Raw genomic sequence first — 21,314 nt, 5'->3', positions numbered from 1 at the left:
GGTGCCGGCCGGCCCCGTCAGAAGGCCGAGACCCCCGTCAGCTCCCGGCCGATCAGCAGCTTCTGGATCTGGCTCGTCCCCTCGTAGAGGGTCATCACGCGGGCGTCCCGCAGCAGCTTGCCCACGGGGTACTCGTCGATGTAGCCGTAGCCGCCGAAGACCTGCAGCGCATTGTTGGCGCAGCGCACCGCCGCCTCGCTGGCGAAGAGCTTCGCCTTGGACGACTCCGCCGCGAAGGGCAGGCCCCGGTCGATGAGGTCGGCGACCCGCCAGGTCAGCAGCCGCGCGGCGTCGACGTCCAGGGCGATGTCCGCGAGCAGCTCCTGCACCAGCTGGTGCGAGGCGATCGGCCTGCCGAACTGCTCGCGCTCCTTGGCGTAGCCCACGGCCGCGTCCAGCGCCGCCTGCGCGATGCCCACACATCCGGCGGCCACCGACATCCGGCCCTTGGCCAGGGCGGACATCGCGACCGAGAAGCCCTTCCCCTCGGGCCCGAGCATCGCCGAGGCCGGCACGCGCACTTCCTCCAGCACCAGCTCCGCCGTGGCCTGGCCGCGCAGGCCGAGCTTCCCGTGCACCTCGCGCCGGGCCAGACCGGGGCTGCCGGCGGGCACGAGGAAGGCGCTGACGCCCTTGTGTCCCGGGATGTCGTTGGTGCGGGCGAAGAGCAGGACGACGTCCGCCCAGGTGCCGTTCGTGATGAACATCTTGGCGCCGTTGATCACGTAGTCCCCGCCGTCCCGCCGGGCACGCGTGGTCAGGTTGCCGGCGTCCGAGCCGGTGCCGGGCTCGGTCAGCCCGAAGCAGCCCACCGCCTCGCCGGAGGCCAGCCGGGGCAGCCAGTCCCGCTTCTGCTCCTCCGTGCCCCAGTGGGCGACGGACTTCGCCACGAGCCCGAGCGAGACGGAGACGATCCCGCGCACCGAGGAGTCACCGCGCCCCAGCTCCTCGGTGACCAGGCAGTACGCCAGGTGGTCGCCGCCGGAGCCGCCGTACTCCTCGGGAATGGTCAGCCCGAGGAAGCCCACGGCGCCCAGCTTCTCGACGATGCCACGGTCCACGCTCTCCGCCCGGTCCCACGCGGCCGCGTGCGGCGCGATCTCGCGCTCGGTGAACCCGGCGGCCAGCGCACGGACCGCGGCCTGCTCCTCGGACAGCTCAAGATTCACGGCGCACCTCGGTTCGGCTTTAAATTATCACTGCTAGTTTCTTGTGGGCAGCCTCTACTATGTGCCGCATGGCCCGTCCCCGCAAGCCCCTGCTCAGCCGCGAACGCATCGTCGCCACGGCGCTCGCGCTCGTGGACGGGGAGGGGCTGCAGGCCGTCTCCACGCGCCGCCTCGCGGCCGAGCTCGGCGTCAGCGGGCCGAGCCTCTACAACCACTTCACGACCAAGGACGACATCCTGGACGCGGTCGCCGACGCGGTCGTCGGCGAGGTCGACCTGTCCGTGTTCCACGACGGCCGCAACTGGCGGGACGCCCTCGTCGCCTGGGCCCGCTCCTACCGCGCCGCGCTCGCGGCCCACCCCCACATCGTCCCGTTCCTCGCCCAGGGCCCGGGCCGCCGTCCGGCCGGCCTGCGCATGGCCGACGCGGTCTTCGGCGGCATGACCGCCGCCGGCTGGCCCCCGGCCCACGCCACCCGCGTGGGCGCGCTCATGCGCTACTTCGTGGCCGGGTCCGCCCTGGGCTCCTTCGCGCGGGGCTTCGTCGACGACCCCTCGGCGTACGACCCGGCGGACTACCCGCACCTCGGTCAGGCCCACCTGCTCGCGGAACGGCAGCAACAGGTGGACGAGGGCGCCTTCGAGACGGGCCTGCGCGCCCTCGTCGACGGGCTCGCCGTGCAGTTCGCCGCGCTGGGCACCGACCACTGAGGTCCGGGACTCACAACTCACAGGGAGCGGCGAAGCAGACGGGATGCGTGCGCCAGTCCCCGCCGCGGCCGTCCCCGTCGCGGTCACCGCGGCCCGGGTCCGCGTGGTCGGTCCGGATCCTGCCACCGGACCCGTCCTGGCTCATGTCGTCGGTGTACAGCAGCGTCGAGTACGTCGCGGTGTCATCGGCCACGGGGGCGGCGGCGAACGCGGTCGCGGGCAGGAGCGCTCCCCCGGCCACGACGGCGGAGGCGGCGGAAAGCGCGAAGAAGCGGCGGGTCAGGATCATGGGAGTTCTCCTCGGGCGATGGGCCTGAGCGGCCCGTGTGCGGACTCCCTCCAGTAAGCCGCGCGACCCCCTCCGCGTCATGACCCGGCATCGCGTGGCTTGACATGCGCGGGCGGCAGTGGGCTCACCACCTGCGCGACCCCGCCGAGCAGCGCCACGGGCTCCCGGCAGTCGCTCCGCACGCGGAAGGCCCGGCGCCGTCGACACGACGTCCGCCGGGCCTTCGCGCGGAGGTCAGCCCGCGGGGGTGGACTCCACCGGGGCGGCGGGAGCGGGGGCCGGGGCCTCCGCCGGAGCGGCGGGGGCGGGGGCGGGGGCGGCAGGAGCAGCGGCCTCGACCGGGGCGGCGGCGGGGGCCTGCGCCGGAACCGCGGGAGCCACGAGGGGGGGCGCGGGAGCGGCCACGGGCGCGGCGGGCGCCGCAGGAGTCACGGCGGCGGCCGCGGCGGCAGCGGCGGCGGCCTTGGCCTCCTCGACGGCCTTGGCCTCGGCGGCCTCCTCAGCCTCGATCTCCGCGGTGTGCTTGGCCACGAACGCCTCGCCCAGGACCTCGCGGGCCTCCTTGAGGTGGTCGAGCTCCACCTCGCCGTTCTCGGCGACGTGGCCCTCCAGGGCCTCGAACATCTTCTCCACCGGCTCGTGCGAGCCGCCGAGGCGCTGCTCGGCGTAGACCGCGACACCCAGCTTCAGGAAGAGCTCGGCCGTGCGGCGGTTGACGGTGAAGTCGTGGAGGGCGTCACCGCCCGCGTCGAAGCCCTTCTCGATGACTTCGAATGCCTTCTTGATGAGACTCACGCTGTGCTCCCCTGCACGTGCCTGTCGGACGACCGCCCGACTGCGACCTGATCTGACCTGAACTGATTTGAACTGAACTGCCCTGTACCGCAAATGGCCGAGCGAGCCGGTCCGCGCCGAACCCTATGGCAGTTTCCCGGCCGATGCGCAGCCGCCCCGCCGCCAATCCGTGCCCGGCGGGCGGGGCTTGGCGTGTCCGCGGAACCGTTTCACCGGGCGTCCGTGTCCTCCTTCACACGTGGTTCCACACCGCGGAGACCACACGCGAAGGGGGATGGCGATGGGGCAGGTGCGCGAGGGGGCACGGTTGGGGACCTGGGCCGTCGGCGGGGTCATCGGCCTGGCGGTGCTGTACGTGATCGGGGTGTTCGCCTTCGGCGGCGCGGGGTGGATCACCGCCCCGTTCCGCGGCGAGGCGGAAGAGCGCGGGAACACCGTCGGTTCCGGCGAGTTCCGGCAGGCCACGTACGAGGAGTTCTTCGACCTGTGCGAGGCCGTGCAGAACGCCGAGGGGACGATCCAGGCGCTCCGGGAGGAGCGGAAGGCCGCTTCGGAGATTCGCACGACGCAGATCGACCAGTCGATCACCGCACTGAAGGCCACGCGGATCGAGTCGGTCAACGCCTACAACTCGAAGGCCGCCCAGGAGCACCGCGCGCCCTTCCGTGACAAGGACCTGCCGTACCGGCTGGACGCCGCGGCCGAGCGCACGACGTGCACCAACTGATCCCCATCTCGTCCCGGGAAGAGGGCAGCACCGCATGAGGAATTTCGCACGCATGGCCCTGGCCGCCGTTGTCGCGCTCGTCGTGGGCCTCGCCCTGACGTCCTGCACCGACTCCAGCCAGGACAAGGAGAACAGGGCCAAGCAGGACAACTACGACCATCTCGTGGCCCAGCAGCCGGCGGGCCGCATGGAGTACTCACCGACCCGCGAGGCGATCAACCAGTGGATCAAGACGTGGGGGAAGCGGGGCAAACTCTCGTACGTCTACATCCAGAACGCCAACGGCGAGTACGGGTACTTCATCATGAAGGGCCTTCCGGTGCCGCGCTGCAAGATGCTCACTCCGACGGAGCGGGTGGAGACCACCAACCACGGCGTCGGCGTCCTCGCACAGCCCGGCATGGACGGCACCTACACGTCGGGTTCCACCTGCAACGCCTACTACGGTTTCGACGCGACGACGGGCGCGTACATGGAGTTCACGGTCGGCACGAACCAGTCGTTCTTCCTGTTCGACAAGCCCATGACCATGCCGGAGTACGCCAGCGCCAGGCAGTTGGGGCCGACGTCGGTGAAGGACGTCGCCAACCGACCCTGAGCGGGGGCCGGCAGTCACGGCACGTGCGGCGCACCCGGCCGAAGGCCGGGCCGGGCGGGCGGGGTGACCGCCCGCCGCGGGCGCGAACGACCCGTGCGAAGCGCGGCGCCGCGCACCGCAACGACCCGCTCAGAAGACGACCAGCGCCCGCCCGCCCCTTCCGCCCTGCATCGCCTCGAACGCCCCGGGAATCCCCTCCAGCCCGATCCGCCCCGTGACCATCGCCGACAGGTCGAGCCGCCCGGTCCGCACGTGCTCCGCCAGCACCGGCAGGTCCCGCGCCGGGTCGCTGTTCCCGTACACGCACCCGGACAGCGTCCGGCCGAAGTGGAAGAGCTCCAGCGCGGAGAAGGAGACCAGGTCGCCCTTCCCGCCGATGCCCACCACGGTCGTACGGCCGCCGCGCCGCGTCGAGGACCACGCGGCGCGGATCGTCTCGGCGCGCCCGACGCACTCGATGGCGACGTCCGCCCCGTGCCCGCCGGTCAGCGCGCGGATGCGCTTCGCGACGTCCTCCCCCGCGAGGAGGAACTCCGTGGCGCCCGCGGCCCGCGCCAGGGCCTCCTTCTCCGGGGAGACGTCGACGGCCACGACGGCGCCCGCCCCCGCGATGCGGGCGGACTGGAGGACGGCGAGGCCGACGCCCCCGACACCGAAGACGGCGACGGACTCCCCGGGGCGCACCGCGGCGCTGTGGTGGACCGCCCCGTACCCGGTGAGGACGGCGCACCCCAGGAGCGCGGCCTCGATCAGGGGGACCCCGTCCGGGAGCGGCAGGACGGCGCCGGCCGCGACCACGGTCTCCTCGGCGAACGCGGCCGTCCCGAGACCCGGGTAGAGCTCGGTGCCGCCGCCCGCGAGCTTGGCGTAGGGCACGCCCGCCGCCGCGCCCGCGCCCGCGCACAGCCAGGGCTCGCCGAGCCCGCAGTAGTGGCAGGTGCCGCAGGAGGGCGCCCAGTTGAGGACGACGCGGTCGCCGGGGGCCACGCCCGCGACGCCCTCACCCACGGACACGACCGTGCCGGCGCCCTCGTGCCCGAGGACGGCGGGTGCCGGCTGCCGCAGCGTCCCGTTGGACAGCGACAGGTCGGAGTGGCAGACCCCCGCCGCGGCGAGCCTGACCCGTACCTGGCCCGGCCCGGGTTCGGGCAGGTCGATCTCGGTGAGGGTGAGGGGCGCGTTGACGGCGGGCAGTACGGCGGCGCGGACCACGGTGTTTTCTCCTGCGCTCAGGGCTGTCGAAACCAGCGGAACCGGTCAGAACTGGAGGGACTTGGTCTGGAGGTACTCGGCGAGCCCGTGCGGGCCGAGCTCGCGCCCGACCCCGGACTGCTTGTAGCCGCCGAAGGGCGCCAGCGGGTTGAAGCGGCCGCCGTTGATGTCGACCTGGCCGGTGTCCATGCGGCGGGCGAAGGCGACGGCCGCGGCGTCGTCGCCCGCCCAGACCGCCCCGGCGAGGCCGTAGACGGTGCCGTTGGCGATGCGCAGCGCGTCCTCCTCGTCCTCGTACGCCAGGATCGACAGCACGGGGCCGAAGATCTCCTCCTGGGCGATCGTCATCTCCGGGGTGACGTCGGCGAAGACGGTGGGGCTGACCCAGTAGCCCCGCGTCCGCGGCACCTCTTTGCCGCCGGCGACGAGACGGGCGCCCTCCTCGACGCCCTTGGCGATGTAGCCGCGGACGCGCTCGTGCTGCCTGGCGTTGACGACGGGGCCGATGCGCTCGCCGGGCACGTACTTGGCGGCGGCCGTCACGGCGAGGGCCACGGCCTCCTCGTACCGGTCCCGGTGGACGAGCATGCGGGTCCAGGCGCTGCACGTCTGCCCGGTGTTGGACATGACGTTGGCGACGCCGACGCCCACGGCCTTGGCGAGGTCCGCGCCGGGGAGGATGACGTTGGCGGACTTGCCGCCGAGTTCCAGGGCGACGCGCTTGACGGCGGCGCCCGCGGTCGCGGCGATCTGCCGGCCGACGGCGGTGGAGCCGGTGAAGGAGACCAGGTCGACGTCCTCGTGCGCGGCCAGGGCCTGTCCGGCGACCGGGCCGAGACCGGTGACGAGGTTGAACACGCCTGCGGGCAGGCCCGCTTCGTGGGCGGCCTCGGCGAAGAGCTGGGCGACCAGCGGGGTGTCCTCGGCGGGCTTGAGCACGACCGTGCAGCCGGCGGCGAGCGCGGGGGCGACCTTGGCGACGATCTGGTGGAGCGGGTAGTTCCAGGGGGTGATCGCGCCGACCACGCCGACGGGCTCGTGGAGGACGGTGGAGTTGCCGATCCGCTCCTCGAAGGGGTGGGTGGCGGCGAGTTCCGCGTACGAGCCCGCGACCGCGATCGGGAGCCCCGCGTGGACGGCCCGGCTGAAGGCGAGCGGCGCGCCCAGTTCGGCGGTGACCGTCTCGGCGATCTCCTCGCTTCGGGCGGCGAGGACGTCGCGCAGCGCTGCGATACGGGCGGCCCGCTCGGCGGGCGGGGTGGCCGCCCAGCCGCGGAAGGCCGCGCGGGCGGCGCGGACGGCGGCGTCGACGTCGTCGGCGGTGCCGGCGGGCACGGTGGCGAACACCTGCTCGTCCGCGGGGTTGACGACGTCGATCGTCCCCGTGCCGGCGGCGGGCCGCCAGTCGCCGTCGATGTACATCCCGTCGTGCGGCTTCATCCCTTGTCCTCCCGGGCGGACCTGCCGTGGAACGCCCAAACTAGCGCCGATAGTTTTCCGTTTCCAGAGCCGTGCCCCGTGCGGTGGATCACGCCGGGGTGACCTGGACGGGGAATCCGTTCAGGACCGCGGTGCCCGACAGGGGGTCGAGCAGGGTGCCGTCGAGCAACTGGTTCAGGTTGGCGCCCGGTTCGCGGGCCGCGACCGTCAGCCGGGTGCCCGCACGGTCGTGGCCCCAGCCGTGCGGCAGGCTCACCACGCCCGGCCGAACGGCGTCCGTGACCTCGACCGGGGCCTCGATCTCGCCGCCGTCGCCCTTGATCCGGGCGGGGGCCGCGTCGACGAGGCCGAGGCGGGTGGCGTCCTCGGGGTGCACCTGGAGGGTGCAGCGGTTGCTCCCGCCGGTGAGCGCCGGCACGTTGTGCATCCAGCTGTTGTTGGAGCGCAGGTGGCGGCGGCCGATGAGGACCAGCCCGGCCCCGGACGGGCCGGTGACCGCCGCCAGCAGCCGGGGCACGTCGGCGGTGAGCGGCGCGGGCGCCAGCTCGATCGTGCCGGAGGCGGTGCGCAGCACCTCGGGGACGCGCGGGCGCAGCGGGCCGAGGTCGATGCCGTGGGGGTGGTCGAGGAGGCGGCGCAGGGTGAGGCCGCCGGGGTCGGCGCCGAAGCCGTCGCCGTAAGGGCCGAGCCGCAGCATCATGTCGAGCCGCCGCTCGTATCCGGTCCCCCCGGTGAGCGCGGCGGCCAGTTCGGCGGGGTCGCGGCCGTGGACCGCGGAGTGCGGGTCGGCGGTCTCCTTGGTCAGGCGGTGGGTGACGGCCTGCTCGTCGACGAGGGCGGGGTCGGCGTCCGGGCCGAAGCCGCCGACGAGGAGGGCGAGCCGGGCGAGGATCTCCGGTTCGCCGGGCCGGCCGTCCTCCAGGGGGATCGCGGGCGGGCTGTAGCGGGCGTTGTTGCGCACGGCGAAGTTGCCGAACGCGAGGTCGTAGTGGGCGCCACGGGAGGGCGGGGGCGGCGGCAGGACGACGTCCGCGTGGCGGGTCGTCTCGTTGAGGTAGGGATCCACGCTGACCATGAAGTCCAGCCCCGCCAGGGCGCGGTCGAGGCGGGCTCCGTCGGGGGCGGACAGCACGGGGTTGCCGGCGATGGTGACCAGGGCGCGGATCCGTCCTTCGCCGGGGGTGTCGATCTCCTCGGCGAGGGCGGCGGCGGGCAGTTCGGAGGCGACCTCGGGGTGGCCGGAGACCCGGCTGTGCCAGCGGCCGGTGGTGAAGCCGCGTCCGGGTCCGGCCGGGCGGGGGGCGCGCGCGGTGGCCGGCAGCGGGAACATCGCGCCGCCGGGCCGGTCGAGGTTGCCGGTGAGGATGTTCAGCACGTCGATCAGCCAGCTGGCGAGGGTGCCGAAGCGTACGGCGGTGCTGCCCAGGCGCCCGTAGACGGCGGCGCTAGGGGCGGCGGCCAGGTCGCGGGCGAGGGTGCGGATCCGCTCGGCGGGGACGTCGCAGTACGGCGCGACGGCCTCGGGGGTGAAGTCGCGGGCCAGCGCCCGGACCTCGTCGACGCCGGTGACGTGCCCTTCGAGGTGACCGAGGCCGGTGAGTCCCTCGTCGAACAGCACGTGGACGACGGCGAAGAGCAGCGCGGCGTCGGTGCCGGGGCGCGGGGCGATGTGGAGGTCGGCGAGTTCGGCGGTGCGGGTGCGCTTGGGGTCGATGACGGTGAGCCTGCCGCCGCGGCGGCGCAGCGCCTTGAGCTTGCCGGGGAAGTCGGCGGCGGTGGCGAGGCTGCCGTTGGACACCAGGGGGTTGCCGCCGATGACGACCAGGTGGTCGGTGCGGTCCAGGTCGGGCACGGGGACGGCGAGCGCGTCGCCGTAGAGGTGGCCGCACGCCGCCTGCTTGGGCATCTGGTCCAGGGTGCTGGCCGAGAACAGCGCGCGGGTGCCGAGGGCGCGGACGACCATCGGCGGGTAGAGGCCGCCTGCGATGGTGTGCACGTTGGGGTTGCCCAGGTAGACGCCGGTCGCCGCGGCGCCGTGGGCCGCGCGGACGCGGGCCGCGCCCTCGGCGACGGCGGCGTACGCCTCGGCCCAGGTCGCCTCGGCGAGCACGCCGTCGCGGCGCACGAGCGGGCGGGTGAGCCGGTCGGGGTCACCGTCGACCTGGCCGAAGGCGGCGCCCTTCGGGCAGATGAAACCCGCGCTGAAGACGTCGTCGCGGTCGCCGCGGGCGCCGGTGACCCGGTCCGCGTCGATGGTCAGGGTCAGTCCGCACGTGGCCTCGCACAGCGGACAGATACGCAGGGCGGTACGACTGCTGGCCATCGGGCCTCCCGGGGGCAGGGCGCTTCCTCGTGTGCGGTCACCATACCGACCGGTATGCATGTCGGGATAGCACTTGCGGGGACGGCGCCCGCGGCCTACGGCTCCAGAACGCCCGCGAGGTAGGCGCGGAGCAGCACCTTCGTCTCTGCGATGAGCGCGGCCTCGCCCTGCGGGTCGGCGCGGAAGGCCATCTTGAGCAGCGCGTCGGCGGCCTCCACGCCCACCACGAAGGCGGTCCGCAGCCGCCGGTCGTCGGTCACGGCCACGCCGGCGGCGCCGAGCGGGGCGATGAGCAGGGCCCGGAGCCGGTCGGCGACGAGGTGGTTGGCCAGGTCGTTCACCGCCGGGCCGGGGGCCGGGCCGGCGAAGCTGACGAGGGCGAAGCCCGGCACGGTGCGCCGCATGGCGACGTACTGGTCGACGACGACGTCGATCAGCCGGCGCCAGTCCCCGGCGCCGCCTCGGTCCGCACCGAGGGCGTCGAGGCGGTCCGTGACCCCGGCGAGGTACTTGTCGAGGTTGCGGCGGGCGAGGGCGTCGGCCATGGCGCGCTTGTTCGAGAAGAAGCGGTAGACCGACCCGATCGGCACGCCCGCGCGGGCGGCCACCTCGCGCGTGCTCAGCTCCTCGTAGCCGCCCTCGTCGAGGATCGACGCGGCCGCGTCGAGGATCCGGGCGAAGCGTTCGGCGCTGCGCTGCTGGACGGGTACGCGCCGGAGACCGTTGCCGCTGCTGTGCACAAGGTCCATCATGCCGGTTTTCCACAGGGACCGGCCGGTCCCTTGCGGGGTTGATTCCTATGGACAACCATAGGAATCGTGACCAGCACAGAGATCACCAGCACCGACATCCCGGACGGCAAGGACCTCGCCCACCTCTCCGGCTTCGGCAACGAGCACATGAGCGAGGCGGTCCCCGGAGCGGTTCCGGCCGGCCGCAACTCACCGCAGCGCGCCCCGCTCGGCCTGTACGCGGAGCAGCTGAGCGGCACCGCCTTCACCGAGCCGCGGCATCACAACCGCCGTTCGTGGCTGTACCGCATCCGCCCCTCGGCGGCCCACCCGCCGTTCCGCCGGATCGCCAACGGGCGGCTGCGCAGCGCGCCCTTCACGCAGGCCGAGCCCGATCCCAACCGGCTGCGCTGGAGCCCGCTGCCGCTGCCGCAGGAGCCGGCCGACTTCGTGGACGGCCTGGTCACCGTCGGCGGCAACGGTGACGTGCTGCGCCGCGAGGGCATCGGCATCCACTGGTACGCGGCCAACCGCTCCATGGACGGCCGGGTGTTCTCCTCCTCCGACGGCGAGCTGCTGATCGTGCCGGAGCGCGGCCGGCTGCTGCTCCGCACCGAATTCGGCGTCCTGGTGGCCGGGCCGGGCCACATGGCGCTGGTCCCGCGCGGGGTGCGCTTCCGCGTCGAGCTGCCGGACGGCGACGCGCGCGGCTACGTCTGCGAGAACTACGGCCAGTCCTTCCGGCTGCCCGACCTCGGCCCGATCGGCGCCAACGGCCTGGCCAACGCGCGGGACTTCATGGCGCCCGTGGCGGCGTACGAGGACCGCGAGGAGCCGGTGGAGGTGGTGAACAAGTTCGGCGGCAACCTGTGGGCCGCCGAGTACGGCCACTCGCCGCTGGACGTCGTCGGCTGGCACGGCAACCTGGTGCCGTACGTGTACGACCTGCGGCGCTTCAATGTGCTGGGCAGCGTGAGCTACGACCACCCGGACCCGTCGATCTACACCGTGCTGACCTCGCCCTCCGACACCCCGGGGCTGGCCAACGCCGACTTCGTGGTCTTCGCGCCGCGCTGGCTGGTCGGGGAGGACACCTTCCGCCCGCCGTACTTCCACCGGAACGTGATGAGCGAGTTCATGGGGCTCGTCGAGGGCGCGTACGACGCCAAGGCGGAGGGCTTCGTCCCCGGCGGGGCCTCGCTGCACAACATGATGTCGGCGCACGGCCCGGACCGGACGACCTTCGACCGGGCGAGCGCGGCCGAGCTGGTCCCCCAGAAGGTGGACGACGGGCTGGCCTTCATGTTCGAGACCCGCTGGCCGGTGGTGGCGACCCCGGAGGCGCTGGGGGCCGAGCACCTGCAGCGGGACTACGACGGCGTGTGGCGGGGGCTGGAGCGACACTTCAGGCCATGACGACGAGCCCGAGCAGCACCTTCGCCCCCGACTCGCTGGTCCTGAACCGCAAGCTCCCCCTGTGGTACCAGGTCTCGCAGTCCCTGCGCGCCTCGATACTCGGCCGGCGTCCGGACGCTCCGCTGCGGCTGCCGACCGAGGACGCGCTGGCGGGGCACTACGGCGTCAGCGTGCTCACGATGCGGCAGGCGCTGAAGGAGCTGGAGGAGGAGGGGCTGATCAGCCGCCACCGGCGGCGGGGCACGTTCATCGAACCCACCGCGCTGCGCGGGGCGCCGGTGCGGCTGCTGGGCTCGGTCGACGCGATCGTCGCCCAGCAGTCCGGGGACCGCACCAGCGTGCTCAGCCACGGCCCGGCGCCCGTGCCGCCGGAGTTCGCCGAGTACTTCCCCGGGCGGGCGGACACCGTCGCCTACCGCCGGCTGCGCTGCGACGAGTCGGGTGAGCCGACCAACTGGGCGGAGAACTTCGTCCTGCCGGAGCTGGCCGCCCGGATCGACCTGGCGGACCTGGCGCGCTGGCCGATGACGAAGGTGCTCCGGGACGCCCTCGGCGTACGGATCAGCCGCATCACCGACACCGTCGAGGCGCGGCTGGCCGACCCGGACACCGCCCGCCTGCTGCAGGTGCCCCTGCTCAGCCCGATCCTGCACTACACGGGGGTGACCTACGACGACACCGGCCGCACGGTGGACGTCGTGCGCATCCACTACCGGGGCGACCGCTTCTCCTTCACCGTGACCATGGAGGCGCCCTGAGGGCCTCAGTAGCATGCTCACAGTGAGCGATGAAGCGCCGACGCTGGCCGACCTGATGCCGTGGTCCGTCCCGCCCCTGCGCCTGGGGCGGAGCTGGGTGATGGCCCCCGAGGCCGCGACCCTCGCCGCGCGCTGGGACCGGCTGGTGAAGGCCGGGGGCGCCGAGCGCGAGCGGCTGTTCCACCCCACCCGGGCGCGCACCCCGCACACCGCCGTCGCCCAGCTGCCGGGGCACCCCGCGCCCACCACCCGGCTGCAGCGGGAGGACGGCCCGATCGCGGAGCCGGTGCGGGTGCTGCACGGCCCGTACGACGAGCAGTGGCTCATCCCCGACCAGCGGCTGATCGACGCCGCCCGCCCCGAGTTGTGGCGGGTCGCCGACGAGGACCGGCAGCTGTACGCGGTGGAACTCCCGCGCCTGCCGCAGGTCCCGGGGCCGCCGCTGGTCTTCTCCGCACTGCTCCCCGACGGCCACTCCCCCGCCGGCCGGCCGGGCCGGATCCGGCCGCTGTTCCGCCGCCCCGGCGGCGCGGACCCCAACCTCGCGCCGGGTCTCCTGGACCGCCTCGCCGAGCGGCTCGGCACCCCGGTCGACGCGGAGGACGTGCTCGCCTGGATCGCCGCGCTCGCCACGGGCTCGCCCGCCGAGGTCCCGCTCACCGCCGATCCGGCGCTGTGGGCGGAGGGCGTCGCGCTGGGCCGCCGGATGCTGTGGCTGCACACCCGGGGCGCCCGTTTCTCCGATCCGGCGCAGGACCGCCCCGCCGGGCACCCCCGGCTGCCGGGCGGGCGGCGCCCCTACGTCCGGGCGGCGCTCCCCGACGTGCCGCGGGAGGCACCGTCGTACGACCCGGAGGACGAGGCGCTGATGCTGGGGAGCGGGCGGGTGGCGCCGGTGCCGGAGGCGGTGTGGGAGTTCCACGCCGCGGGGACGCGGGTGCTGGAGACCTGGTTCGAGCGGCGGATCCCCGACGGGGCGGCGGAGGGCCTCGACGCGATCCGGCCCGCCGCCTGGCCCCGGGCCAGGACGACCGAACTGCTGGAGCTGATCAGTGTGCTGGCCCTGCTGGCGGAGCTGCGGCCGTCACGCCGCGCGCTCGCCGCCCGGGTCGCGACGGGACCGCGGATCGGCGCCGCCGAGCTGCGCGCCGCGCACGTCCTGCCGGTGCCGGGGACGGCGCGCCGTCCGGCTTCCGTGCTGGACCACCACGAGGAGGGACCGGACGGGCAGTTCGTCCTGCTGTGACCACAAGTCGACATGACAACAGGCCCGGACGGAGTACACCGACGCGCCGCATGAAGCAGCGCGGTGCCGGGACGGTGTACTGCGCCCGAGCCTGTCCGCTGAGGGAACGCCGAGAACGCCTCCGGTCAGCCGCGGCTGCCGAAGAGCGAACGGCGCAGCCGCCGCAGCGGTGCGAACAGCGACACACGCGCCCCGCGGCTGGCGTTCGCGCGCACGTGGTCGCGCGAGGTCAGCTCGCGCATCAACAGCGTGGCCTCCTCCGCCTCCCGCTGCGGCGCGGCAGGGCCGGCCAGCACCGAGAGATGACGGTCGAGACGCGCACTGGACGCGCTGCTCCCGCACGTGACAGCAGGCACTCGCGGCCTGCTCCGCATTGCTATCTGATCCATGACACTCCCCACCCTTTCGAGGGCACCCGGCACCGGGCAGGGTAACCCTATCGTCCTGCGGCGTCACCTATGCATCCGCGTTCCCGGATTCACCTTCCCGTCAAGGGGGTTGACGTCACGAGCCGATCCCCAGTGCGAGCAGGGGAAGTTGGACCACGGTGTCCGAGCTCGGCACCGGGGATCCGCCAGTCGGCTCAACCGTGACGGTGAAGGCGTACGACCACTCGTCCAGCCCACCGGTCACGACCGGCCCGGGCGTGCCGTCCGCCGCCGCATCGGCGCCCAGCACGCCGAGGGAGCGGAAGGACGTCGGGCGCTCGCTCACCAGCCACAACTGGTAGACGCTGCGGCCCTCCAGCCGGGGCAGCCCGTGCACCGTCACCACGGCGCGGCGCATCCGCCGTGACACCACGGCGGTCACCCCCCGTCCGTGGTCGTCGCTGGCGTAGACGGGGCGGGCGTCGGCGGCCGTCAGCACCTCGTTCACCGCACGCGCGTCCCCGCGCTCCCGGTCCAGTTGCGCGGCGGTCCGCAGCAGCAGGGCGCCCAGCACCGCGCAGGCCAGGAGGGCCGCCCCGGCGCCCGCCCCGGCCAGGCGCGTCGCGGACGGCCGGCGCCACGCCTCCCACCACCGGCCCGGCGCCCGACCGTCGCGGGCGTCCTCGCCGGCGGGGCCCTCCGGTCCGTCCCGGTCGTCCGGCGCACCGTCCGCCGGCAGCGGCACCGACGAAGGCGGCGGCACCGGAGGCGGCGCCGCCACGGCGGAACCCCCGGCACCGAGCCGCACGGTGTCCCCGGCCAGTCGCCGCACCCGGTCCGCGCACGCGTCGCAGCGCATCAGATGCCGTTCGAATCGGCGCAGTTCCCGCGGCGCGAGGGTGTCGAGCGCGTACGCCGCGGCCAGTTCGTGCACGGAACCTCTCATGGGTCGCCCCGCTTCCCTCCGCGGTGCGCGCACCGTCCGGCCGGGCCAATATCACGTTACAGCCCTGTGACACAAATTCACCCCGGTCCGCCAATCCGCCGTCCGCACGGCCACGAACAACCCACGCAGGACCTCTTCCAAGGGGGAGGGGCCAGACTCGCGAAGGACCGACGCGATGACCGCACACAGCAGGAACAGGCTCAGGGCCCGCTTCGGGCGATCGCGCACGATCGCCCTGCTGGCCGTGGGTGCAGTGGCCGCGGGGGGACTCGCCGCCGTGGGCGTCACCGGACTGGAGCCGGGGACGGCACAGGCGTCCAGCCACCGGGAGGCGCCGCTGATCTCGGGGCAGCCGCAGTACGACACCACGGACGTCTACGCGTTCGTCAGCCCCGACCGCCCGGACACCACCACCCTGGTGGCGAACTGGATCCCGTTCGAGGACCCGGCCGGCGGCCCGAACTTCTACAAGTTCGCCGACGACGCCCAGTACGACATCCACATCGACAGCGACGGCGACGCGCAGGGCGACTACCTCTACCGGTGGACGTTCCAGGACCACTTCCGCAACAAGAAGACCTTCCTGTACAACACCGGCCCGGTCACGAGCCTCGACGACCCGGACCTGAACTTCCGCCAGACCTACGACATCGACCTGTTCCGGCTGCACGACCAGCAGGTCACCGGCCGCTACAAGGTCGCGAACGACGTGCCGGTCGCGCCGTCGAACGTCGGCAAGGCCTCGATGCCGGACTACAACGTGCTGCGCCGGCAGGCCGTCAAGCACCTCGGCCGCGGCACCACGGCCTTCGCCGGCCAGGCCGACGACCCGTTCTTCCTGGACCTGCGGGTCTTCGACCTGCTCTACGGCGGCAACCTCTCCGAGGTCGGCGACGACACCCTCAAGGGCTACAACGTCAACACCATAGCCCTGCAGGTCCCGACGGCCTCGATCCGCCAGTCGGCGAAGCAGCCGGTGATCGGCATCTGGTCCACCACGCAGCGACGGACCGCGAACGGCGACTGGGCGCAGGTCTCCCGCCTCGGCATGCCGCTGGTGAACGAGGTGGTCAACCCGCTCAAGGACAAGGACCGGTTCAACGCGTCCTCGCCCTGGAACGACGGCCAGTTCCTCAAGAACGTGACGCACCCCGAACTGCCCAAGCTCATCGAGGGCATCTACAAGATCAAGGCCCCGGCCACCCCGCGCAACGACCTCGTCCAGGTGTTCCTGACGGGCGTGCCCAAGCTCAACCAGCCGCCGCACGTCCGCCCGTCGGAGATGCTGCGGCTGAACACGGCCGTGCCGCCGGCCGCCGAGCCCAAGCGGCTCGGCGTCCTGGACGGCGACACCGCGGGCTTCCCCAACGGCCGCAGGCTGGGCGACGACGTCGTCGACATCGCGCTGCAGGTGGTGGAGGGCGAACTGGTCGGGTCGAAGAACGACCTGGGCGACGCCGTCGACGCCAACGACCGGACCTTCGGCGCCGGCTTCCCGTACGTGGCCCTGCCGGCCTCCGGCTCGGACGGCCCACTGGCCAAGCCGGCCACCGAATCGGCGCAGACCGACGGGGTCACCCAGCTCAACGCGGACGGCCTGCTCACCGGCGGCGGTGACGACGACACCGTGCTGATCGCCTCCGCGGCCTCCGGCGGCGCGGGCGTGCTGCTGATCGGTGCGGCGCTGCTGTGGTGGCGGACGCGCCGCCGCCCCTCCGGCCGCGGGGCGCACGGCCGGGCCTGAGGCCCGGCCACCGGCCACCCGGCCAACGGCCACCGCAGGAAGCACACCGCACGGCACCCGGCCGGGGCGCACCGCGAGCGTCCCGGCCGGGCTCCACCCCATCATCCCGAAAGGCAGCAGCCATGGACGTACCGGCCCCGGGCCGACTGCGCGCCGCCGCCCTGTACGCGGCGCTGGTACTGGGCCTCGCGCTGGCGCTCACCGCGGGCGCGCTGGTCCTCGGCGGGCCCTCCGCCCCGCGGGACACCGCGCGGGCCGCGGCGCCCGCCGCCGACGCCCCCCTGGACCGCCTCGCCGAGGGCGACCTCGCGGGCGGCATCGCGGCCCTGCAGACGCATCTGCGGGCCCAGCCCAAGGACGCCGCGGGGTGGGCCGCGCTCGGCGCCGCCTACGTCGAGCAGGCCAGGACCAGCGGCGACCCGACCCGCTACCCGCAGGCGCAGGCGGCGTTCAGCCGCTCGCTGCGGATCTCCCCGCGCGGCAACGACGCGGCTCTCGCCGGGCGTGCCGCGCTCGCCGCCGCGCGCCACGACTTCCGCACCGCCCTCACCGAGGCGGACCGGGCGCTGAAGGTCAACCCCTACGGAGAGCGCGCCCTCGCCGTCCGGGTCGACGCCCTGGTCGAACTCGGCCGCTACGACGAGGCGCTGCGCGCCGCCGAGCACGCCGACGCGGTGCGCCCCGGCATCCCGGTCTTCACCCGCCTCGCCTATGTCCACGAACTGCGCGGCGACCCGGCCGGCGCCCGCCGCATCCTGACCCGCGCCCTGGACTCCGCCGCGACCCCGGGCGACACCGCCTACGTCGCCACGGCTCTGGGCCAGCTCGCCTGGAGCCAGGGCCGGTACCCGGCCGCGCTGCGGCACTTCGCCACCGCGCTGCGGGCCGACCCCGGCTACCTGCCGGCGGTCGAGGGCCGCGGCCGTACGTACGCGGCGCGCGGCGACCGGGAGAAGGCCCTGCGCGACCTGGGCCGGGTCGTCGACCGCCACCCGCTGCCCGCGCAACTCGCGGAACTGGGCGAGCTGTACGAGGCCGCGGGGCAGAAGGAGCGGGCGGAGCAGCAGTACGCGGTGGTCGGCACCTGGATCGCCCTCGCCAGGGCGAACGGCGTCGCCACCGACCTGGACGCGGCGCTGGTCGCGGCCGACCACGGGGACGCGGCGGAGGCGCTGCGCGCGGCGCGGGCCGAATGGTCGCGCCGGCGGACCGTCCACACCGCCGACGCGCTCGCCTGGGCCCTGCACGTCAACGGCCGCGACCGCGAGGCCCTGGCGTACGCCGAGCGCTCCTCGGCCCCGGGCTACCGCAACGCGGCCTTCCTCTACCACCGAGGGGTCATCGAGGCGGCCCTCGGGAAGCACGAGGCGGCCAGGACGTCGCTGACCGCGGCGCTCCGCCTCAACCCCGGCTTCTCCCCCACCGCGGCCCCCGCCGCCCGCCGCGCGCTGGCCCGCATCGAAGGAGACCCGTCGTGATCCGACGCAGGACGGCCGCCGTGGCGGCCGCGGCAGCGGTGGGAGCGGCCCTCGCGCTGCTGCCCGCGGGGCAGGCGCAGGCGCATCCGCTGGGCAACTTCACCGTCAACCGCTACGACGGCCTGGTCGCCGCCCCCGGCGTGCTGCGGATCGACCACGTCGAGGACCTCGCCGAGATCCCCGCGGCGCAGGCCGTGCCCGCGATCGACCGGGACGGCGACCGGGCGCTGGACCGCGCCGAGTTGGCGGACTGGGCGGAGGCGCGCTGCGACGCCGCCGCCAAGGGCGCGCGGGCCGCCGTCGGCGGGCGCCGCGAACCGGTCGCGGTGCGCCGGGCCACGGCGGCCGTACGGCCCGGGCAGGCGGGGCTGACGACGCTGCGCGTCGAGTGCCGGATGACGGCGCGGCTGCCGTCCGGGGAGCCGACGTCCCTGGAGTACCGTCCGGCGGACGTCGCCACCGGACCGGGCTGGCGGGAGATCACCGCGCGCGGCGACCGCGTGACCCTCCACGACGCCGATGTGTCAGGGGAGTCGGTGTCGCGGCGGCTCACCGCGTACCCGAAGGACCTGCTCTCCTCGCCCGCCGACGAACGGGCGGCCGGCTTCCGGCTGACCCCGGGCGGCCCCGCGCTGGTGGCGGAGGAGGACTCCCCCGCCACCGCCGGTGTGCTGCCGCGCGGCGCGGACCGCTGGACGCGGGCCCTCACCGACCTGGTGTCGCGGCACGCGCTCACCCCGGGCTTCGCCGCCCTGGCGCTGCTGACGGCGCTGGCACTGGGCGCGATGCACGCGCTCGCGCCCGGGCACGGCAAGACGCTGATGGCCGCCGCGGCCGCGGCGGGCGGGCGGCGGTCGCGCCGGGACATGGTCGCGCTGGGCGCGTCGGTGACGGTCACCCACACGCTGGGGGTGTTCGCGCTCGGCCTGCTGGTGACGAGCGGTTCGGCCGCGGCACCCTCGGTCATCGGCTGGCTCGGCGTCGCGAGCGGCGTGCTCGTCGCCGGCGCCGGGGCGGCGCTGCTGCGCCGCGCGTGGCGGCTGCGGGACCGGGAGCACGGTCATGGGCACGGCCACGGGGACGGGGACGGTCCCCACGACCGCGGCCCCCACCACCACGGACACGGACACCCGCACCACCACCCCGCGCCCTCCTCCGGGACGGCGGCACAGGCCGCGCCCGCCGCCGTCCTCACCGCCGAACGCCCCGCGCCGCGGCCCCCCGTCCACGCCCACCCGCACCCACACACCCACACCCACGAGCCGCGGCCCACCCTGCGGGGCACGATCCTGCTGGGCTTCGCGGGTGGTCTCGTCCCCAGTCCCTCCGCGGTCGTCGTCCTGGTGGGCGCGGCGGCGCTGGGCCAGGCCTGGTTCGGCTTCCTGCTGGTCCTCGCGTACGGCGCGGGGCTGGCGATCACGCTCACGGCCGCCGGTTTCGCGGTCGTCCGCCTCGGGCGGCTGGCCGGGAAGGCGTCGGCGCTGCGGGTGCGCGGCGGGCCGTTCACGGCGGCGCGCCGGCTCGCGCCCCTGGCCACCGCGTCCGTGGTGCTGGTGCTGGGCTGCGGCCTGGTACTCAGGGCGGCGCTGGCGATGGCCGGTTGAGGGAGCTTTCCGTCGAAAGGGTCCGTTCGGGAGGAAGTTCGGTCATGCTGGGCTGCGGGCGGCACGAAGGGGGGACACGCCGATGACACGGCTCGTGGCGGGGCGCTACCGGCTGATCAGCGAGCTGGGCCGGGGCGGCATGGGTGTGGTGTGGCTGGCCCGGGACGAACTGCTGGGCCGCGAGGTGGCCGTCAAGGAGGTCAAGGCCCCGCCGGGCCTGGAGGACCGGGAGGTCGAGCGCCTGTACGCCCGGCTGCAGCAGGAGGGGATCGCGGCCGCGCGGGTCGAGCACCCCAACGTCATCAAGGTGTACGACGTGGCCATGGCCGAGGGCAGTCCGTGGATCGTCATGGAGCTCGTCCGGGGCGTGACGCTCGACGACGTCCTCGACGCGGAGGGCCCCATGGACCCGCGCCGCGCCGCGGGGATCGGCGGCAAGGTGCTGGAGGCGCTGCGCGCCGGCCATGCCGCCGGGGTGCTGCACCGCGACGTGAAGCCGGGCAACGTGCTGATCGGCAACGACGGCCGGGTCGTGCTCACCGACTTCGGCATCGCCATGATCGAGGGCTCCTCGGCGATCACCCGCACGGGCGAACTGGTCGGCTCACCCGAGTACCTGGCCCCCGAGCGGGCGCTCGGCCGCCGCCCCGGACCGGAGTCGGACCTGTGGTCGCTCGGGGTGCTGCTCTACGTGGCGGCGGAGGGCGGGTCGCCGTTCCGCCGCGAGACGGCGCTGAGCACGATGCGCGCGGTGGTGGACGAGGAACTGCCCGCGCCGCGCCGGGCGGGACCCCTCGCCCCGGTGATCACGGGACTGCTGCAGAAGGACCCGGCGGTCCGGCCCCCGGGCGAGGAGGTGCAGCGGCGGCTGGACGCCCTCGCCGCCGGGCGCACCCCGCCCGGGGCCGGAACGGCCTACGCCACCACCCAGGCCGCCGTGCCGCTGCCGCCGGGGCCGGACGGCACACCGTTCCGGTCGGCCCCGGTCTCCTCGACCCCCGTCTCCTCGACACCGCTCGGGCCGACGGCCCCCGTGGGCCCCGGATACGGCGCCGCGCCCGCGGGCGGTCGCCAGGCCCGGCCGCGCCGCGCGGCGGTGGCGATGGCGGCGGGCGTGCTCGCCCTCGCCCTGGGCATCGGGGGCGTTGCCTACGCCCTCCTCGACGACGACCCGGCCGGCGGTTCCGGCCGCGGCACCACCGCCGGGAACACCCCGGGCGGCGGCCGCACCCCGTCCGCCACCGGCTCGCAGGAGGACGACGGCGACGCGGACGCCAGCGGTTACGAGGCGACGGCCGGGGGCGGTTCGGGGTCCCCGCACACCTCTGCGCCGCACACCACGCCGGCGCAGGTGAACGTCCATGTCACGGTGTCGGCCGTGCGCGACACCTACACCGGGAGCTGCCCGCCGCCCGCCGAGCAGGCACCGTCCTTCTCCGCGGTCGTCACGGTCGACCGCACTCCGGTGACGGTCTCCTACCGCTGGACGTCGAGCGCCGGCGGTTCCGGCCACGCCTGGCAGAGCCTCGACTTCCCCGCGGGGGGCCCGAAGAGCCGCACGGTCCCGTACACGGAGCCGTCCTACGAGCCGGAGGGCACGATCGAGGGCTGGGTCGCGCTCGCCGTTCGCAGCCCGGTGCGGACGGAGTCCGGGCACGTCCCGTTCACGGTCACGTGCCAGGCGCCGAGCCCGTCGCCGAGCGTCTCGGACGAGACGGCTCCGACCCCCTGAGGCCGCCCCGGCACGGGCGAGGGGTGCC

19 protein-coding genes are annotated in these 21,314 nt (G+C 74.7%); 10 read left to right on the top strand and 9 right to left on the bottom strand.

Features of this window, described 5'->3' with window-relative positions:
- Positions 1–17: 17 nt before the first annotated feature.
- A complete protein-coding gene (locus OIE69_RS30840) occupies positions 18–1,169 on the bottom strand; it encodes an acyl-CoA dehydrogenase family protein (RefSeq protein WP_326577350.1) in 1,152 nt (383 codons plus the stop codon).
- Positions 1,170–1,237: 68 nt separating this feature from the next.
- Between OIE69_RS30840 and OIE69_RS30835 the strand changes: the two genes are divergently transcribed.
- Positions 1,238–1,879, top strand: a complete 642-nt coding sequence (locus OIE69_RS30835; RefSeq protein ID WP_326577348.1) for a TetR/AcrR family transcriptional regulator — start codon at positions 1,238–1,240, stop codon at positions 1,877–1,879.
- Positions 1,880–1,889: 10 nt separating this feature from the next.
- On the opposite strand, the gene OIE69_RS30830 is transcribed toward OIE69_RS30835, so the two are convergent.
- Positions 1,890–2,168: a hypothetical protein gene (locus tag OIE69_RS30830; protein WP_326577346.1), complete on the bottom strand. Its 279-nt coding sequence runs from the start codon at positions 2,166–2,168 to the stop codon at positions 1,890–1,892.
- 234 nt (positions 2,169–2,402) lie between these two features.
- Positions 2,403–2,963 carry a hypothetical protein gene (locus OIE69_RS30825; RefSeq protein WP_326577344.1) on the bottom strand — a complete coding sequence of 187 codons (561 nt, stop codon included), beginning with the start codon at positions 2,961–2,963 and terminating at the stop codon, positions 2,403–2,405.
- Between the two features lie 274 nt (positions 2,964–3,237).
- On the opposite strand from OIE69_RS30825, the gene OIE69_RS30820 reads away from it, so the two are divergent.
- Positions 3,238–3,690: a hypothetical protein gene (locus OIE69_RS30820; RefSeq protein ID WP_326577342.1), complete on the top strand. Its 453-nt coding sequence runs from the start codon at positions 3,238–3,240 to the stop codon at positions 3,688–3,690.
- A 34-nt stretch (positions 3,691–3,724) separates the two neighbouring features.
- Positions 3,725–4,288 (top strand): hypothetical protein, encoded by a 564-nt coding sequence (locus OIE69_RS30815; RefSeq protein WP_326577340.1) that lies wholly within the window; start codon positions 3,725–3,727, stop codon positions 4,286–4,288.
- A 129-nt stretch (positions 4,289–4,417) separates the two neighbouring features.
- Here the strand turns inward: OIE69_RS30815 and OIE69_RS30810 are convergent, their stop codons facing one another.
- The 4 genes from OIE69_RS30810 to OIE69_RS30795 form a co-directional block, all read right to left on the bottom strand.
- Positions 4,418–5,500, bottom strand: coding sequence for a zinc-binding dehydrogenase (locus tag OIE69_RS30810; protein ID WP_326577338.1), 1,083 nt, complete (start codon positions 5,498–5,500; stop codon positions 4,418–4,420).
- A gap of 45 nt (positions 5,501–5,545) precedes the next feature.
- Positions 5,546–6,940, bottom strand: coding sequence for an aldehyde dehydrogenase family protein (locus OIE69_RS30805; protein ID WP_326577337.1), 1,395 nt, complete (start codon positions 6,938–6,940; stop codon positions 5,546–5,548).
- A gap of 88 nt (positions 6,941–7,028) precedes the next feature.
- On the bottom strand, positions 7,029–9,263 hold the full coding sequence (locus OIE69_RS30800) for a molybdopterin-dependent oxidoreductase (protein WP_326577336.1): 2,235 nt from the start codon (positions 9,261–9,263) through the stop codon (positions 7,029–7,031).
- Positions 9,264–9,358: 95 nt separating this feature from the next.
- Positions 9,359–10,015, bottom strand: coding sequence for a TetR/AcrR family transcriptional regulator (locus OIE69_RS30795; protein ID WP_326577334.1), 657 nt, complete (start codon positions 10,013–10,015; stop codon positions 9,359–9,361).
- A 66-nt stretch (positions 10,016–10,081) separates the two neighbouring features.
- Here OIE69_RS30795 and hmgA point away from each other — a divergent pair, with 66 nt between their 5' ends.
- The 3 genes from hmgA to OIE69_RS30780 are packed head-to-tail and all read left to right on the top strand — an operon-like array spanning position 10,082 to position 13,414.
- The gene (hmgA, locus tag OIE69_RS30790) at positions 10,082–11,410 is read left to right on the top strand and encodes a homogentisate 1,2-dioxygenase (RefSeq protein WP_326577332.1); all 1,329 of its coding nucleotides are present in this window, start codon (positions 10,082–10,084) and stop codon (positions 11,408–11,410) included.
- The gene (locus tag OIE69_RS30785) at positions 11,407–12,168 is read left to right on the top strand and encodes a GntR family transcriptional regulator (RefSeq protein WP_089226210.1); all 762 of its coding nucleotides are present in this window, start codon (positions 11,407–11,409) and stop codon (positions 12,166–12,168) included. Before hmgA ends, OIE69_RS30785 begins: the two co-directional genes overlap by 4 nt.
- A 13-nt stretch (positions 12,169–12,181) precedes the next feature.
- Positions 12,182–13,414 (top strand): type ISP restriction/modification enzyme, encoded by a 1,233-nt coding sequence (locus OIE69_RS30780; protein WP_326577329.1) that lies wholly within the window; start codon positions 12,182–12,184, stop codon positions 13,412–13,414.
- Positions 13,415–13,539: 125 nt separating this feature from the next.
- On the opposite strand, the gene OIE69_RS30775 is transcribed toward OIE69_RS30780, so the two are convergent.
- Complete coding sequence (locus OIE69_RS30775) at positions 13,540–13,803, bottom strand: hypothetical protein (RefSeq protein WP_026250983.1); 264 nt, start codon at positions 13,801–13,803, stop codon at positions 13,540–13,542.
- A gap of 115 nt (positions 13,804–13,918) precedes the next feature.
- A complete protein-coding gene (locus OIE69_RS30770) occupies positions 13,919–14,728 on the bottom strand; it encodes an anti-sigma factor (RefSeq protein ID WP_326577327.1) in 810 nt (269 codons plus the stop codon).
- Between the two features lie 175 nt (positions 14,729–14,903).
- Here OIE69_RS30770 and OIE69_RS30765 point away from each other — a divergent pair, with 175 nt between their 5' ends.
- The 4 genes from OIE69_RS30765 to OIE69_RS30750 all read left to right on the top strand — a co-directional run bounded on the left by OIE69_RS30765 (position 14,904) and on the right by OIE69_RS30750 (position 21,286).
- Positions 14,904–16,472 carry a DUF4331 domain-containing protein gene (locus OIE69_RS30765; RefSeq protein ID WP_326577325.1) on the top strand — a complete coding sequence of 523 codons (1,569 nt, stop codon included), beginning with the start codon at positions 14,904–14,906 and terminating at the stop codon, positions 16,470–16,472.
- 122 nt (positions 16,473–16,594) lie between these two features.
- Positions 16,595–17,950, top strand: coding sequence for a tetratricopeptide repeat protein (locus OIE69_RS30760; protein WP_326577323.1), 1,356 nt, complete (start codon positions 16,595–16,597; stop codon positions 17,948–17,950).
- Positions 17,947–19,554, top strand: a complete 1,608-nt coding sequence (locus OIE69_RS30755) for a HoxN/HupN/NixA family nickel/cobalt transporter (protein WP_326577321.1) — start codon at positions 17,947–17,949, stop codon at positions 19,552–19,554. The genes OIE69_RS30760 and OIE69_RS30755 overlap by 4 nt, the downstream gene beginning before the upstream one ends.
- Positions 19,555–19,636: 82 nt before the next feature.
- Complete coding sequence (locus tag OIE69_RS30750) at positions 19,637–21,286, top strand: serine/threonine-protein kinase (RefSeq protein WP_326577319.1); 1,650 nt, start codon at positions 19,637–19,639, stop codon at positions 21,284–21,286.
- The last annotated feature ends 28 nt before the right edge of the window (positions 21,287–21,314 follow it).

Origin of the sequence: Actinacidiphila glaucinigra (genome assembly GCF_035918135.1) — a bacterium.
GTDB lineage: Bacteria > Actinomycetota > Actinomycetes > Streptomycetales > Streptomycetaceae > Actinacidiphila > Actinacidiphila glaucinigra.
This window is presented reverse-complemented; position numbering and strand designations above follow the sequence as displayed.

What these genes read in the sequence shown, in the direction of transcription:
- OIE69_RS30835 (WP_326577348.1), top strand. Translation starts at nt 1,238, where the DNA reads ATGGCCCGTCCCCGCAAGCCCCTGCTCAGCCGCGAACGCATCGTCGCC.
- OIE69_RS30830 (WP_326577346.1), bottom strand. Translation starts at nt 2,168, where the DNA reads ATGATCCTGACCCGCCGCTTCTTCGCGCTTTCCGCCGCCTCCGCCGTC.
- OIE69_RS30820 (WP_326577342.1), top strand. Translation starts at nt 3,238, where the DNA reads ATGGCGATGGGGCAGGTGCGCGAGGGGGCACGGTTGGGGACCTGGGCC.
- OIE69_RS30815 (WP_326577340.1), top strand. Translation starts at nt 3,725, where the DNA reads ATGAGGAATTTCGCACGCATGGCCCTGGCCGCCGTTGTCGCGCTCGTC.
- OIE69_RS30805 (WP_326577337.1), bottom strand. Translation starts at nt 6,940, where the DNA reads ATGAAGCCGCACGACGGGATGTACATCGACGGCGACTGGCGGCCCGCC.
- OIE69_RS30800 (WP_326577336.1), bottom strand. Translation starts at nt 9,263, where the DNA reads ATGGCCAGCAGTCGTACCGCCCTGCGTATCTGTCCGCTGTGCGAGGCC.
- OIE69_RS30795 (WP_326577334.1), bottom strand. Translation starts at nt 10,015, where the DNA reads ATGATGGACCTTGTGCACAGCAGCGGCAACGGTCTCCGGCGCGTACCC.
- OIE69_RS30785 (WP_089226210.1), top strand. Translation starts at nt 11,407, where the DNA reads ATGACGACGAGCCCGAGCAGCACCTTCGCCCCCGACTCGCTGGTCCTG.
- OIE69_RS30780 (WP_326577329.1), top strand. Translation starts at nt 12,182, where the DNA reads ATGCTCACAGTGAGCGATGAAGCGCCGACGCTGGCCGACCTGATGCCG.
- OIE69_RS30775 (WP_026250983.1), bottom strand. Translation starts at nt 13,803, where the DNA reads ATGGATCAGATAGCAATGCGGAGCAGGCCGCGAGTGCCTGCTGTCACG.
- OIE69_RS30770 (WP_326577327.1), bottom strand. Translation starts at nt 14,728, where the DNA reads ATGAGAGGTTCCGTGCACGAACTGGCCGCGGCGTACGCGCTCGACACC.
- OIE69_RS30765 (WP_326577325.1), top strand. Translation starts at nt 14,904, where the DNA reads ATGACCGCACACAGCAGGAACAGGCTCAGGGCCCGCTTCGGGCGATCG.
- OIE69_RS30760 (WP_326577323.1), top strand. Translation starts at nt 16,595, where the DNA reads ATGGACGTACCGGCCCCGGGCCGACTGCGCGCCGCCGCCCTGTACGCG.
- OIE69_RS30750 (WP_326577319.1), top strand. Translation starts at nt 19,637, where the DNA reads ATGACACGGCTCGTGGCGGGGCGCTACCGGCTGATCAGCGAGCTGGGC.